The organism is Psychrobacter sp. W2-37-MNA-CIBAN-0211 (assembly GCF_040309405.1).
In the GTDB taxonomy this organism is placed as follows: Bacteria; Pseudomonadota; Gammaproteobacteria; order Pseudomonadales; family Moraxellaceae; genus Psychrobacter; species Psychrobacter glaciei.
Window position 1 is genome coordinate 18437 of record NZ_JBEOOU010000016.1, and the last position, 15517, is coordinate 33953.

12 protein-coding genes are annotated in these 15517 nt (G+C 46.1%); 2 read left to right on the forward strand and 10 right to left on the reverse strand.

Annotated elements, in window-relative coordinates; translation table 11 throughout:
* The first annotated feature begins 66 nt into the window (after positions 1-66).
* The gene (locus AAEY72_RS12640; RefSeq protein WP_352310731.1) at positions 67-747 is read left to right on the forward strand and encodes a cupin domain-containing protein; all 681 of its coding nucleotides are present in this window, start codon (positions 67-69) and stop codon (positions 745-747) included.
* 50 nt (positions 748-797) lie between these two features.
* Here AAEY72_RS12640 and AAEY72_RS12645 read toward each other — a convergent pair whose 3' ends face one another.
* The 3 genes from AAEY72_RS12645 to AAEY72_RS12655 all read right to left on the reverse strand — a co-directional run bounded on the left by AAEY72_RS12645 (position 798) and on the right by AAEY72_RS12655 (position 3951).
* Positions 798-1340, reverse strand: a complete 543-nt coding sequence (locus tag AAEY72_RS12645; RefSeq protein WP_352310732.1) for a DUF3124 domain-containing protein — start codon at positions 1338-1340, stop codon at positions 798-800.
* A gap of 97 nt (positions 1341-1437) precedes the next feature.
* A complete protein-coding gene (locus AAEY72_RS12650) occupies positions 1438-2139 on the reverse strand; it encodes a potassium channel family protein (protein WP_189585879.1) in 702 nt (233 codons plus the stop codon).
* 51 nt (positions 2140-2190) lie between these two features.
* Positions 2191-3951: a TrkH family potassium uptake protein gene (locus AAEY72_RS12655; protein WP_352310733.1), complete on the reverse strand. Its 1761-nt coding sequence runs from the start codon at positions 3949-3951 to the stop codon at positions 2191-2193.
* A gap of 310 nt (positions 3952-4261) precedes the next feature.
* On the opposite strand from AAEY72_RS12655, the gene cls reads away from it, so the two are divergent.
* Positions 4262-5713, forward strand: coding sequence for a cardiolipin synthase (cls, locus tag AAEY72_RS12660; protein WP_352310734.1), 1452 nt, complete (start codon positions 4262-4264; stop codon positions 5711-5713).
* Between the two features lie 30 nt (positions 5714-5743).
* Here cls and AAEY72_RS12665 read toward each other — a convergent pair whose 3' ends face one another.
* The 7 genes from AAEY72_RS12665 to rsmH form a co-directional block, all read right to left on the reverse strand.
* Entirely contained in the window at positions 5744-6706 is a 963-nt protein-coding gene (locus AAEY72_RS12665) for a putative RNA methyltransferase (protein ID WP_352310735.1), read from the reverse strand.
* A 179-nt stretch (positions 6707-6885) separates the two neighbouring features.
* Positions 6886-8004: a phospho-N-acetylmuramoyl-pentapeptide-transferase gene (mraY, locus tag AAEY72_RS12670; protein WP_010198007.1), complete on the reverse strand. Its 1119-nt coding sequence runs from the start codon at positions 8002-8004 to the stop codon at positions 6886-6888.
* Positions 8005-8007: 3 nt separating this feature from the next.
* Positions 8008-9459: a UDP-N-acetylmuramoyl-tripeptide--D-alanyl-D-alanine ligase gene (locus tag AAEY72_RS12675; RefSeq protein WP_352310736.1), complete on the reverse strand. Its 1452-nt coding sequence runs from the start codon at positions 9457-9459 to the stop codon at positions 8008-8010.
* Between the two features lie 188 nt (positions 9460-9647).
* Positions 9648-11387 (reverse strand): UDP-N-acetylmuramoyl-L-alanyl-D-glutamate--2,6-diaminopimelate ligase, encoded by a 1740-nt coding sequence (locus tag AAEY72_RS12680; RefSeq protein WP_352310737.1) that lies wholly within the window; start codon positions 11385-11387, stop codon positions 9648-9650.
* A gap of 70 nt (positions 11388-11457) precedes the next feature.
* A complete protein-coding gene (locus tag AAEY72_RS12685) occupies positions 11458-13548 on the reverse strand; it encodes a peptidoglycan D,D-transpeptidase FtsI family protein (protein WP_352310738.1) in 2091 nt (696 codons plus the stop codon).
* The gene (locus tag AAEY72_RS12690) at positions 13545-14042 is read right to left on the reverse strand and encodes a cell division protein FtsL (protein WP_201589821.1); all 498 of its coding nucleotides are present in this window, start codon (positions 14040-14042) and stop codon (positions 13545-13547) included. The genes AAEY72_RS12685 and AAEY72_RS12690 overlap by 4 nt, the downstream gene beginning before the upstream one ends.
* Before the next feature lie 335 nt (positions 14043-14377).
* Entirely contained in the window at positions 14378-15436 is a 1059-nt protein-coding gene (gene rsmH, locus AAEY72_RS12695) for a 16S rRNA (cytosine(1402)-N(4))-methyltransferase RsmH (RefSeq protein ID WP_502945379.1), read from the reverse strand.
* Between the last annotated feature and the right edge of the window lie 81 nt (positions 15437-15517).

A 15517-nucleotide genomic window follows, 5' to 3' on the forward strand; every position in this document is an offset into this window, starting at 1 on the left:
AATTTTAAAACCTTTAATAGTAAGACTTTCAGTCTATACTTTTAGTACGTTCTTTGGAGTACCTTTATGCTTATCAATGCAGATTTTTCACGTCGTGCCGCGCTGACTCCTGAAGACCATCAATGGGTAAAATCGCCACAAAATGGTGTGGAGCGTGTGATGCTTGACCGCGTAGGAGAAGAGAAGGCACGCGCGACCAGTTTGGTTCGTTATGCACCGAGCTCTTACTTCCCGCATCACTTGCATCCGGGTGGCGAAGAGATTTTGGTATTGTCAGGGACTTTTTCTGCTGATGACACACACTATCCGGTAGGCTGGTACTTGCGCAATCCACCGGCTTCAGGTCATAGACCTTGTAGTGAGGAAGGTGCAGTTATTTTTGTTAAACTACGTCAAATGTCATCTGATGAGTCCAATCCTGTGGCGATTGATACCCAAGATAGTGCCAACTGGCAACGTCAAGACAACCGCGACGTTTGCCCTCTGTTTTTAGATAGTAATGAGCAAGTGAGCTTGCAGCGTATAAATGCAGACGAGTTGCTGTTTGATACTCCAATAGATGGTGGTGCAGAGCTACTGGTATTAGCAGGTGAACTGATAGATGATGACCAAGTCTATAAACGAGGTGGGTGGATACGCTTCCCTATCGGTGAACAGCCGCAAGCCAAAGCAGGGCCAGAGGGTGCTACGGTGTATCTGAAAACTGGACATCTCACTCGCGTCATTGGTTTAGAAATGAATGAATAAAACCTAAAAAATAGCCACTGCCAGTACCACATTTGAATGTTCAACAGACCCTAATGTATTACTGGCGTACCTTGCGTCGTAAAGGCAAAGGCTTTATTACTAAAGTTGCCTATCATCACCGCCTCAATAACTGGGGTGACGGTATCATCAATGCCTTCGACCTCAATGATGAAGTTAGCGCCAGAGCCACCTTTGTCCTCTTCTTTTTCGACAATATAATTGAGCGTGCCCATGGCCGGTAGCTCAATAGGTTTATTCAGATACGATTTTAAAAAAGTCCCATGCGTATCGTAGTAATCGATTTTATTGATATACAATGATTTCTTTAGGGTGGTATTACGAACGCTCAAAGTCGCGGACAGTAAGACTTTACGATTGTCTCTATCGGTATAAATGTCAGAGTAAATCGGCACATAAAAGGTTTGCTGATAGCCAAATTTGCTACGATCAATTTTTGAGGTAATTTCCAGCTGTTTGATGGGGTCTTTCTGCCCTTCTGACAGCATAACGTTCGGGTCTTGAGACGATTGATCACAGCCTGACAGCAGTGCCGTCATGGCAATCAGTAGGACGGATATGTGATACTTATTCATAACTTTCCCTTTTATAATGTCATAGCGTTGCTATTTAAATAATAGGTATGTCGTCGTTGGTGTTCAGACAATACATCCTTTATTTAGATTTAGCCTGCTACTGGATTTTTACCCCAACGCTACGTAAAAACTGATTAATATGCTTGTTCGCGCCATAGATTATCAGAACATCTTTGTCCTGTAGCACTTGCTCAGGCTCAGCTAAACCTTCGATACTCGGCTTACGTTGCGTACGTCCAAAGCTGTCTTCATAATACTCATAGCGCATGGTACTAAGCAATCGAATATTAAATTTTTGCTTGAGCTGTAAGTCGTCAACGGTCTTTCCAATCAATGTATTTGGAATACTAAGCTCAACGATACTAAAATGATCGGTAAGCTCAAACGAATCTACAAAGTAGCGCAGTGACAGCCGTTTGGCCCAGCGGTCGGCGGCTTCTTTTTCAGGCAGAATAAGATCGTCCACGCCGATGGCTTGCAGCACTTTTTGGTGCAATGGGTTGATACTGCGGCTAATCAAGCGCCGCGCTTTTAAGGTCTTAAATAGCGCCGTTGCCATGACGTTCGCGCCTTGATCTTCGCCGATTGCGACCACGACGATATCGGTATCGATAATAGGTAAACCGGTGACGGTATACTCATCGGTGGCATCCATACAGACCGTATGCGAGATGACCTCTTTATAGGCCTCAACTTTTTGCATGTTACTGTCAATAGCAATCACTTCGTGACCTTGACTGGTCAGCGCCATACCCAGCGACGAGCCAAAGTTGCCTAACCCTACGATGATATATTTCATATTATCCTTTTGATGCCTTAATAATAGTGCCACGCTTGTGTTAACAAAATCTTAGTTAATAGTAATCTCTTCCGTGGGATAGCGGTAGTTACGCTCGCGCATGTTTTTGAATAAAGCAATAAAGAGCGTCAGCATACCCACTCGACCAACGAACATAATCACCGAAATCACTATCTTGCTAAAATCTGACAGTTCGGTCGTCAAATTCAAACTCAAGCCCACAGTGCTATAAGCAGAAAAGCACTCAAAAATCACTTTAATTAAGTCCAGCTCGGGCTGATCGTAGCTGATAAGTGTCACGCCCATGCCAATGACCAATAACGACAGCCACATGATAGAGAACGCACGACGAATCGATATCTCAGCGATTTCTCGTTTGAATACTTCAACTCTGGTCTGTCCACGCGCCAAACTCAAGGTATTTAATAGTGCGATGGCAAAGGTACTGGTTTTGATACCACCGCCCGTCGAGTTCGGTGACGCCCCAATCCACATCAAAAAAATCGTCAACATAATCGTCGGAAATGCTAGGTCGCCCATATCAATACTATTAAATCCAGCCGTTCGCGGAGTGGCAGCAGTGAAGACTCCCGTCACTAACTTGCCATAAAAACTATCATGGTCAGCCAGTACACCATTATATTCAAACAGCATGACCCCAATGAGCCCCACTAGCAGCAAAGCACCTGTCGTAATGAGGGTAATACGGCTGTTAATATTGAGTAACCATGGTAGATATGCATAGCGCTGATTACGACGATATATCAGGCGCTGGGCACGGTAACGCAAATACCGCAGTACATTGACCACGATCACAAAGCCCATACCGCCAAAAATAAAGGTAATGCCAATAATCAACTGTAAAGGATAATTGAAGCGCAGTGCATCATCATACAAGCCTGCACTAAAGGTAGAAAATCCAGCATTACAAAAAGCAGAAATCGCATGGAATACGGAAAAAAACAAGCGCTCAGATAAGTCCATACCAGGTAAATCATAAATACTGGCGTAAATGAATGCAGCCGCCAATGACTCAACAGCAAAGGTCACATATAAGATAGATTTGAGGGTCGCCACTACATCACCCGTCCCGCGCATATAGGACATCTCACTGATACTTAACTGAGTCTCATAGCTGACACCACCCTTGAAGAAATAGCTAAAATACGTCACAAAGGTCAAAATTCCGAGACCGCCGATTTGAATCAAGCCCATGATAATGACTTGACCAAAGGTTGTGTAATAGGTCGCGGTGTCCACCACAATAAGCCCAGTAACACATACCGCACTGGTGGCGGTAAATAACGCATCGATAAAAGACAAAGGCTGGGTGGTCGCGTTGGGCATCATTAATAGCAAAGCGCCAACCAGCACCACCGACAAAAAGCTTAGAATAAAGAATTGGGCTGGGTTTAAAAAAGTACGATCAAGATTGAAATCGTGATCAGAGATTTCACGAATGAATGTGACCAGCACCGCAATCTTAATCGCGACAAAACCGTCAACGGAAACAGCCAAGCCTGAGCGTATTAAATCCGTGAAATGCGCCACGAGTAAGATGACAATAGCGATACTGGTCAATAAGTCAAAAACGGCCACTTTATTAATCGTTAGCGGTTTTTTGCTATAGATATAGCGCCCTGTTGTGACGACAAACCCTAAGAAGATAATGACCAAATACAAAATATGAAAAACATGCTGTATCCAATTCGGTAGCGTAAAACCACTATCGAGGAGAGCCACGGCTACTCCAATGATGCTAATAAAAACAGTAAAATTATTAAGTAATCGATAGCGAATGGCAGCGTGCATAGCCTTAGTCCATGAAAGGAATAACCACGATACTTATACTCCTTTTTTTGACTATTCACTAAGACTGATTTTAAGAAATCTGTAACCAGTTATGAGTTGACTGTTGAAAGCTATGATGAACAAAGAACAGCGTTGTTTTTACACTAGACAGCTCCTTAACTCATCCCAATAAAGGCTGTTGTCATCAACGCTATTGATGACAATCTGATGACAAGTTGGCTACGGTCTAAACGAGATGCCATGGTAAAGTACGGAGTAATAAATAACGATTGCAGCACCCTGCATAAAGACAATAACTAAGGACGGCGCTATGGTACTGGATATTTTATTGACCATTCATTTCATATTACTAGTGCTGATATCCTTAAGGATACTTTCCCGCCATGATTTGACTTCATCGGCTAGGCTGGCATGGATGGTCGTCCTGTTTATCTTGCCTTATATCGGCGTCGTGGTTTACTGGATGTTTGGTGAGGTACATTTAGGCAGTGACTTCAGCCGCAAGCATGAGCAAATTATCGATAAGCTCCATACGCAGAACCCTGAAGTGCTTGGTAGCGACGAGGCTTTAACACACGCCATAAAAACCGAGTATCAAGCGGCGTTTGCTTACTCTGCGAACGTCACAGGCTTTCATACCACGGTGGGCAATCATGCGGAACTCATGGCCGATGCGGCTGAAACGCACAAACGAATGATTGCGGATTTTGATGCAGCAACCGATCATATTCATGTGCTGTATTATATTTGGCTGATTGATGGCACAGGTATCGATATTGCCCAAGCCTTGATGCGTGCAGCACGTCGCGGTGTCACTTGTCGAGCGATGGTGGATGGCATGGGCTCACGGAAAATGGTGAGCTCAAAGATATGGCAACAAATGAAAAATGCTGGCGTGCAAGTCAGCGTGGCACTACCGATTAATAATATTATAAAGGTGATGTTATTTAGCCGTATTGATCTGCGTAATCACCGCAAGATTACCGTGATCGATGGCAGCATTGGTTACTCTGGTAGTCAAAACTGCGCGGACCCTGAGTTTCGCGTGAAGCCAAATTTTGCGCCGTGGGTCGATATTATGCTGCGCGTCGAAGGACCTGTCGTGGCACAGAACCAAATGCTTTTTGCCAGTGATTGGCTAATAGAAAACCCTGACACAGCGATTGAGAGCTTTTATTACCCTACCGAGCGACTAGGCTCGCCAACTTCTACAGGCTTTGCCGCACAAGTCTTTGCTGATGGCCCTACCCAACGCTCAGGCGCAACACCGCAATTTTTGGGGGTGCTCATTAGCCAAGCACAGAAAACCCTGACCATCTCAACCCCTTACTTTGTCCCAGATTATTCCCTAATCAATGTGTTATGCGCCACCGCCTATCGCGGCGTAGAGGTCACGATGATCTTTCCCAAACACAACGACTCGTTGGTGGTCGCCGCGACCAGCCGCAGTTATTATTGGCAATTGCTAGAAGCGGGGGTAAAAATCTATGAGTACAAACCAGGATTGCTACATGCTAAGACCTTGACCGTCGATGGCCAGATCAGCTTAATTGGATCGACCAATTTAGATTTGCGTAGCTTTGATTTGAATTACGAAAACAATATCGTCTTTAGCGATACCGCATTAACCGCCGATATTATTGAACGCCAGTATCAGTATATCGCTGATTCAGAAGAAGTCAGCCGTCAACAAGTTGCAGACTGGTCATTGCCATACAGAATTTGGAACAATATTGTCGCGACGATGGGACCTATTTTATAAATAACGGCTGGATGCTAGGGCGTGTCTTCGTTATTGATCAACGCTTTTTTGCAAAATATACACCACAAATTTTGCTTCCGTGCTAAATGCTTGTTGTTCAACCGCTGCCAGTAATGTCTGTCTTTTTTCGCTACGGGCGCGGTAAGCATACGGGGTCATGGTTAGCAAGTCAGCTAAGTCAGTCGCTGACAATGTCATCTCGGTACTGACTCGATGCGTCTCTATCAACGTAAAGTATGGTGCCAACTCCTGCAAAAACTTATCAGAATCATGCTCGCGCACGCTATCAAATAATGCATCACGCATCGTTGCTAAATGTCCGACATCAGGCTTGGCAATAATTAGGTAGCCCTTATCAGTCAATACCTTGGCAAAAGCCTCAGGCAAAATAGGGCTAAAAATACTGCTGATACCCGTGACGCTATGAGCACGCAGAGGCAAATTTGCCGCACTGGTGACCAATGGGTAAATCACCGTCGTCTTTTCAGCCTTGTCTTTATGTTGTTGATACCACAGCTGACTGGCGGCTTTGCTCACTTTAGCCAACTCAACCAACGCGGGCTTGCTGATATCAGCCGCTATCAAGGTAGTGACAATATCTGAGCCCATCTGTGCCATCGCCTGCGTGTAATAGCCTTCCCCGCAACCAATATCTAACCAGTTGACTGGGCTTTTATCAGGCTTAGCTGTTGGCGCAGAGATGCTTGCATTTTGCCCTAATAACTGCCCCATTTTCTGACAAACCAATCTTTGTAACGGCGCATAATGCCCAGCTACCAAAAACCGCTTTCGCGCTTCGATAGATTGCTGGCTATCACCCGGTGTTTTGGATTTTTTTTGCTGTACGGGCAGCAGATTGACATAGCCTTGACGCGCCACATCAAACGGATGCGCAGTTTGCTTAGGGTTTAAACTGCCATCGCAGCGCCACGTATCGGCGGCTGGTTGCAGAGGTGACTGGCAAAGGGGACAAACAAATAAGGACACAAGCATCTCTAGGTCATAGCAATATGGCTAGCATTTTAACAAAAATTGCGTGGGTTGATGAATAAAAGAAGCCATACAGAATTTAAGAAAACAAAAAGCCACCTCAGTTATTGCTGAGATGGCTTTTTTAATCACATAAATACTTATTTACTACAGCACCTAGTTTAATACTATTTTAATGCGGCTTAGCGCAGTTTCAACGTCATCAAACCAAGTATGACCAGTAAAATGGCGATAATCCAAAATCTGGCAACCACTTGCGTTTCTTTCCAGCCAATTTCTTCAAAGTGATGATGTAGCGGTGCCATACGAAAGACGCGTTTTTTGCGCAGTTTATAGGAGCCGACTTGCAGCATAACCGATAGCGCCTCGGCGACGAATAAACCACCCATAATGGCAAAAGCGATCTCTTGACGGGTCATGACGGCAATCGTACCGAGCATCGCACCGAGGGCAAGCGCGCCCACATCACCCATAAAGACTTGCGCGGGATGCGCGTTAAACCACAAGAAGCCAAGGCCGGCACCGATCATCGAGCCACAGACAATAATTACTTCAGAGTTATAAGCAATATAAGGCACATGCAAATAATCGGCAAAGCGTACGTCACCCGAGACGTAGGCCATCGCGCCCAAACCAGCCGCGACTAAAACGACGGGCAAAATTGCCAAGCCATCTAAGCCATCGGTCAAGTTGACAGCATTGGAAGAACCGTTAATCACAAAGTAAGTAAAGATAATAAAACCAATGCCGAAAGGCACGGCTGAGAACGGAATCATCCAGTCTTTAAAAATGGGTATCAATAAATCTTGCATCTCGCGGGTGGTAGCCATATCCGGTTGCAACGTGGCGATATAATACAACGAGATACCGACGAATAACGCCCCCATAGACAGCCAAAAGTATTTTTTGCGAGCAATCAAACCTTTGGGATTTTTATATTTAATTTTGAGCCAATCATCCGCCCAACCGACCGCGCCAAAGATAATCATCACAATCAGCAAAATCCAGACATAAGGATTGTTGAGGCGTGCCCAAAGTAAAGTCGACACCCCGATGGCGCTCAAAATCAACACCCCGCCCATGGTCGGCGTACCAGTCTTAGCCAAATGCGACTGCGGGCCATCATTACGAATGGCCTGACCGTACTTTAGTGATCGCAAATGCCGAATAACCGGTCCGCCAAAGAACATACTAAAGGCGAGTGCCGTAACCACTGCAAGTAGCGCTCGTAGCGTCAACGAAGAAACCGCAGAAAACGGTGAGTAATACTGGCCAAGCCAGCCAAACAACCAAACTAACACCGCCTACTCCTCTACTAGCGCATGAATAAGTGTTTCCATCTGCATGGAACGAGAGCCTTTGAACAACACCGTACAAGGCTGAGCTTGTTGCGCTTGCAAGTAAGACTGTAAATACTGCAGTAAACTATCTTTATCAGCGAACGCATGCGCGCTAATCTCAGAAATCTCTTGTGCCCCAGCCACGGTGTAAGGCGCGTACTCGCCAACACACAGCAGTACATTGATACCCGTGGTTGCGATGGTACGACCCAAGCTTTGGTGTTCGCTCACCGCAGCATCGCCAAGCTCACCGATATCTCCTAACACCATCACCTGTGTACCGGTTTGCGCCGCCAATACTTTGGCAGCCGCGCGTACCGAATGTGGGTTGGCATTGTAAGTATCATCAATCAGGCGATGCATACCGAGGAGCTGACTGTTCAAGCGCCCTTTAGCGGGACGTGCATTCTCAAGCCCGATCACAATGTCATTCACGTCGATATTCAGGGCATGAGCACAAGCCGCCGCCGCCAACGCATTATTGACATTATGCTCACCTGCTAGTGGCAAGCTAATATCATGGACTTGGTTGCCAATATGCAGCTTAAATTCACTGCGTTCAGGCTCGACATCTAAGTGACTGGCGCTGACATCGGTATTACCAAAGCCGATGACATGTGAGGTATGCTTTTCAGCAATGCGGCGTAATTGATTGGTAAAATCATCTTTATCGGGAACGATCGCAAATTGCGCGTCATTCAAAGTATGATAAATCTCTGCTTTGGTCTGGCAAATCCCTTCGCGGCTACCAAATTCACCCAGATGGGCGGTACCGATGTTCAAAATACAAGCCACGTCCGGACGGACAATTTCAGTAGTATAAGCAATTTCACCAATATGATTGGCACCCAACTCTAAGATGGCATAGCGATGGTGATCGGATAATTCGAGCAGCATCATCGGTACACCCAAGTCGTTATTGAGATTGCCACGAGTGATGAGCGTTGGTGCTAATCTGCCGAAGATACTTCCAAGCATCTCTTTACAAGTGGTCTTACCGCTGGAGCCGGTAATGGCAATCACGGTCAAATCTTGATGCTGCTGACGACGATAGGCGGCTAATTGCCCTAGCGCTAAGCGAGTATCCTTGACAACTAACTGCGGAATATTGGTAGAGATAGGCCGTGAGACGATAGCGGCAACTGCGCCCTGTGAGGCAGCCATATTGATATAATCGTGACCATCAAAATTGTCACCGGTTAAGGCTAAAAATATATCACCAGTTTTTATCGTGCGCGTGTCAGTGGCAATACGGTTGCTAGTAATGCCGTTACTCACCTCTGCTTGCCCTTCTTTTAACTGTCCTGCATCTAACTGCCAATGACCATCAATAGCGGTGGTGGCTGCTAGCAAGTTATCTGCTTGCCAGACATACAGCCCTTGCGACTGTATGGTGTTATCGTTGTCGGCTGTCATAGTAGTGATTACCTTATATGATGATTACGTATTTCTTATAACTAGGGTCTGTTGAACATTCAAATATTAGGACTGCCAGTGCCACATTTGAATGTTCAACAGACCCTACATGTTAAGACTTATAAATATTATTAAAAAAATTAGTGGTGCTAAAAATTATTGATGCTAAACATTTAGACAGCACTTTTTTATACGCGCCCAGCGTGCTCTAGGGCATGTTGTAAAATAACGCTGTCGTCAAAATCATAACGAACGTTATTGATTTCTTGATAAGTCTCATGACCCTTGCCAGCGATGACCACAATATCATCGGCAGCCGCTTGATTGACGGCATATTCAATCGCTGTTTGCCGTGCTGGTTCGATATGGGTACGCTGATATTGCTCCGCACTCATGCCTGCTTGCATGTCTTGCAAGATCACTTGTGGGTCTTCGGTGCGTGGGTTATCTGCCGTTAAAATCACTTGATCCGCACCTGCCAGCCCTGCTTGCGCCATCAATGGGCGCTTGCCTGCATCACGGTCGCCACCGCAGCCAAACACTGCCCATAACTGACCTTTGCAATGGGTTTTTAGGCTGGCTAATACCTGACTTAAGGCGTCAGGCGTATGCGCATAATCAACGATAAAGCAGCCATCATTAGAGGGCACACGTTGCATACGGCCAACAGCACCTTGTAACTGTGCAACAGCAGTCGCAATGCGCTCAATACCTACATTTGACTTAGCACCAATCGCCACCGCTGCTGCCATAGCAGCAAGCAAATTCGCCACGTTAAAACGTCCAAGTAATGGACTGACGATATCTAAATTATTAATTTTCCCATCGCCAAAATCTGTATGTAGGCTAATCTCGACACCTTGTAAGCTGGGCTTGATTTTAGCAGCGATAAAAGTAGCCGTTTTTGAAGCATCCAAACTATAGGTCCAAACCGTCAATTCGCTGGCATGGGCAGTATCCAACATAACCTGCGCATGCTCATCATCGATATTGATAATAGCGTGGGTCAAATCCGGAAAATGGGCTTTATCAAACAATCTGGCTTTAGCCGCTGCGTACTCTGCCATATCAGCATGATAATCCAAATGATCGCGGCTTAGGTTGGTATAAATCGCCACCGACACAGGCATACCCTGCAAACGTTGCTGATCTAAACCATGTGAGCTGGCTTCCAATGCTAATAGCTCGGCGTTCTCTGACCCCATTTGATATAAGAACTGCTGGACGGCTAGCGCATCGCCAGTGGTATGGCTGGCTTGCACCAAGGCACCCAATCTACCGTTACCCGCTGTACCCATGACGGCACTACTCATGCCAGTCAACTGGGTTAATTGCGCCACCAATTGACTGATGGTGGTTTTGCCATTGGTACCTGTCACCGCCACCACTGCTGGTAGTGTCACTGGCTGCTGATACTGCAAATGAGATTGGATTAAATCGCCTAAAAAATTACGGATGTTGGGCACGTATAAAACAGGGCAAGGCAAGGAGTCTAATTGCTGCTGCGCTACAGATTGTGAGTCACCCGTGCTTAGAGCAATATTGGCATGTGGTGGCACATTAGTCGTGGCAAGCAAAGCAATCGGATCGATTTCTGATAGGATAAAAGCCGCATTTTTAGCGGCTTGATAAAGGTAATCACGACTTTTTTGGCAGTTTGGTGTATGGCTCTTTAGTAGTACAAACACGTCGTTTGGCGCTACCTGACGGCTGTCCAAACGAAACCGCTGAAACGGTACGTTGGCAACTGTATTTAGTTGAGCAGCAGCTGCCTGATTTGTTGATGTTTGAGTGGCCAGCGCTTGAGCTGATGCTGCTATCATCGCCGATAATTCCTGCGCTAGGCGATGGTCATTACGGTTGCTAGCATCCATAAGCTGTTGCAAGTTAACCGTAGCACTGGTTGGCGATGAAGTGAGCATAGTCATTGGCAAATCCTAAACAGTTAAAACAAATCAAATCATTAGTAGCTGGATACTCAAAAATCCATATCCATGCCTATTGGGCTTCGGTTTTTAAGGGCTTATCTAATGGCACATTATAGAGGCGTAGTGCTTCTTTCATGACGTTATGGAATACGGGTGCTGCGGTCAGACCAGCATAATGAAGCCCTCGAGGGTCTTCTACTAAGATGACACCGACCAGTCTTGGGTTTGATGCTGGCGCCATGCCAGCAAAGACGTTGCGATATTGGTCAGTATAATAACCGCCTTTTGGGTTGATACGACGCGACGTACCAGTTTTACCCGCTACTCTGTAACCATCAATCGCCGCTGCTTTGGCGGTACCACCTTCTTCGGTAACGCTCTCTAACATCTGTACAATCGACATGGCTTGTTCGTGCGCCATGATGCGTTTGCTTGGCTGCACTTTGTCACTCTTAACCAAGGTTAAAGGATGCATGACCCCGCCTGCTGCCAATGCCGAATAAGCCTGTGCCACCTGCGCTACAGTCGCCTCCATACCATAACCATAACTGATCGTTGCACGACGTGAGGTTTCTTTTTCTTCCGGTGTAACCACAAGCCCACTGCCTTCCGCTGGGAACTTTAACGGTGTCTTTGAACCAAAGCCAAATTGCTTTTGCATATTGGTAATAGCATCAGCGGGTAAAGATAAGGCAATCTTGGTCGAGGCCACGTTACTTGATTTTTGTAGGAGTGTGGCAAGATTGATGGTGCCCAAATTATTATGGTCACGAATGGTATAACCACGCACACGAATTGAACCCGGATTGGTATCAATTAGAGTAGTCGATGTGTATTTGCCCGAATCTAGCGCGGCAGCAACGGTAAATGGCTTCATGACTGAACCCGGTTCAAATACATCAAGGAGCGCACGGTTACGCTGGTTTTCACCAGTCATCTCATTTAGATTATTTGAGTTAAATGATGGCCATGTCGACAATGCCAATACTTCACCAGTCTGCACATCAACGACCATGCCAGTTGACCAGCGGGCTTGTTGCAAGCGCCCTACTTTCTCTAGCTCTTTATAGAGCAAATACTGTAAACGTGAATCAATCGTCAACGCCACGTCTTTGCCAGGTATTTCTGGCTCAACCTGTTTGATTTCTTTTAGGCTGTTTTGTTTGGCGTCTTTAAGTACCAACACCTTACCATCATCACCCGCCAGATCTTTTTCAAATTGGCGCTCGATACCAGCGCGTCCCTCATAGCCACCTTCAGGATCGTTGGCATTTTGCCCCATAAAACCCAACAGCTGCGAGTTCGGTTGGGGCTGCGGATAATAACGCTGAAAGAAGTTTTTTTCGTACACACCAGGGAAGTCAAGCGAGCTGACGCCTTGAGCTATCTCAGGCGTCACTTTATTCAGTAGTGGCAAATAATGCGAGCCTGCGCCCGACGGTAGTGCTGCTTTTACCGCCGCCTCATCGGTCACATCAATACTATCGTCGACAGCGGTGACCTTTTTTAATTCACTGACCGGAATATTTGCTGCCGCTGCCAGTCGAGTCAGATCCATATTATCCAGTCGCTTTTGCATGCGTGCTTGTAGCTGTGGACTATTAGGATTGGTGATTTTGATACGTTTGAGCTCGTAGTATTCGCGTGAATAATCATGCGGGCTAAAGGAGACGGTCGCAAGCGGTGCACTAACAGCTAATGGTAGATTGTTACGATCGGTAATCATACCGCGGTAGGACTTTTGCGTCCGTACGCTGGTGATGAGCTCGTTACCTTTATCTTGATAAAATTGCGCGTTGGCCACTTGGATATAATAGGCACGTCCTATCAGTAGCGCCAGTACGACAAGCGCCATGCCCCAAACAGTACGGAATCGGTTTTTATCGTACTCAAAGCCGCCACGAGATGATGCACCAGTGGCCCTATTAAACACCATTTTTTTACGGTTTTTGACACTGGTATACGCGCCTTGATCATCATTTTTTTTGAGGCGACCAAAGAGTTTGGCTTTGCGATTGTCTGAGGACTTGCTGTCAGTTTGTCCTGATTTGGCCGCACTAGCAGGACGCAAAGGCTTGGTCACTTTACCGCTGGCAGGTTTTTTACTGGTATTTTTTGCGGTTGTTTTACCGCGATTGGTATTTGGCTTTTTATCACTCATTGTCCTGCCTCCGCAAGGTTGGCGTCGGTCACAGGAGCATCGGTCGTAGGAGCATCCGTTTCGATTACGTCTGAATCATTGACTCTAATCATCTCTGCGCTAGACGGCTGGGCTGGTGCCAATGCAACGGCAGCACCCGGCTGAATGATGAGCTTATCTGTGAGGGCTGGTGAAAACATGCCAAGCTCAGCAACAGCACGACTGGCTATTTGCGGGGTCGCACTAAAGGTTTGCTGTTCAATTAAGAGGCGCTGGTGTTCAATTTTCAGCTTACGTTCTTGTTTTTTCATGTCTTGCAAGGTTCTATAATCCTGATGATATTGCTGCACTTCCTCAGCGGTTTTGATACCGCTCCAGACGATAGCCGCTGCCAATAGCAATAACACGGCGACATAAATACTGACCACATTAAAGCGGCGCACGAATAGCTCGCCAACGTCAGTGGTATTGGCTGTAGCGGCGCGACGGTTTGCTGGTTTGTCAGATATTGCCATGACGATCTCAAAAAAGTAAACTTCAAATATAAAAGAGCAGCAACTGTCTACAGGTAATGACAATCTCATCCCTGCTCAGTACCATCAAGAAAAATACAACCAAACATGCTGTGCAATGATAGCCATAAAAACCTGCCATGATTGACGTTTATTCTAAAACCAACTGTCATCTATGCTAAGAACTAATCGTCATCGCCAAATTAGCTCATATATAAACAAAAAAGTAACTGCTGAGCCTAGCAGATAATATTTACAGCTTTTTAACAGTTGCGTAAATATTAAGACATTTAGTCACATTCACTCACCAGAATACTAGGGTATGCCATCGACAGGTTTCATTGCTTTAGCGTTTGCTGATAATCAGTATCCGTACGCGTCGCTAATCGCAACCATGCACTGCGCGAGCGCGGATTATGACTGACCTCAGCTTTACTAGGGCCAACACGTTTGGGCTTGCTAAAATACCGTGGACGATTTGGCGGCATTGGCAGATTTTCGTCTTCTGGATATTGCCCTTTGCTATGACGCTGTAAAAACTGCTTAATGCGGCGATCTTCTAACGAATGAAAGCTGATGACTGCCAACTGACCGCCTGACTTTAATATAGGAATACTTTGTTCTAAAAAGTCATCGACATCGCCCAGCTCATTGTTAATAAAAATACGCATGGCCTGAAAACTTTGCGTCGCTGGATGCTTGCCGCGCTGCCAATTTGGATGCGCCACTTTTATCACTTCTGCCAGCTCAAGCGTGGACTTGTAACTTTCCATCTGCTTAATCGCACGGGCGATACGGCGACTGTGACGCTCTTCACCAAACTCATAAAGCACATTGGCCAAGGTTTCATCGTCAACTTTTTCTAACCACTCAGCGACCGATTGGCCACGACTGGTATCCATACGCATGTCCACCGCGCCATCGCGCATAAAGCTAAAGCCACGGCTACCATCATCAATTTGCGGTGAAGAAATACCCAAATCCGCCATCAACCCATCAACTTGCATGATGCCCATGGCTGCCAAACTGTCCGTCAATGTCGCAAAGCTGTCATGAACCACTTTTACGCGACTGTCGGTAGTTGCCAATTCGCGAGCAACGGCAATGGCGGTCGGGTCTTTATCAAAGACGATCAATGTTGCATCATCAGCAAGTTGACTCAATAGTAGCCTGCTATGACCACCGCGACCAAAGGTTGCGTCGACGTAGATGCCACTCATTTGCAAGCTATTTTGACGGTCACTGCTTTGTTCGTCACTGCCTGTTTGCTTGGGCAGTGCATTAACACCAAGCACAGCGGCGACGGCTTCTTGCAGTAAAACAGCATCGTGAACGAAACTTAATTCATCTGACACCTTATCGCCTTGATTAGGGTCTTGAACAGAAATGTCTTCCATAGCAGATGGGCTAAGCGCTGACTCAGGGCTATCAGTAGCAACAGAAGGACTGGCGTTAACATTTGGCGTTAGCTTAGATTT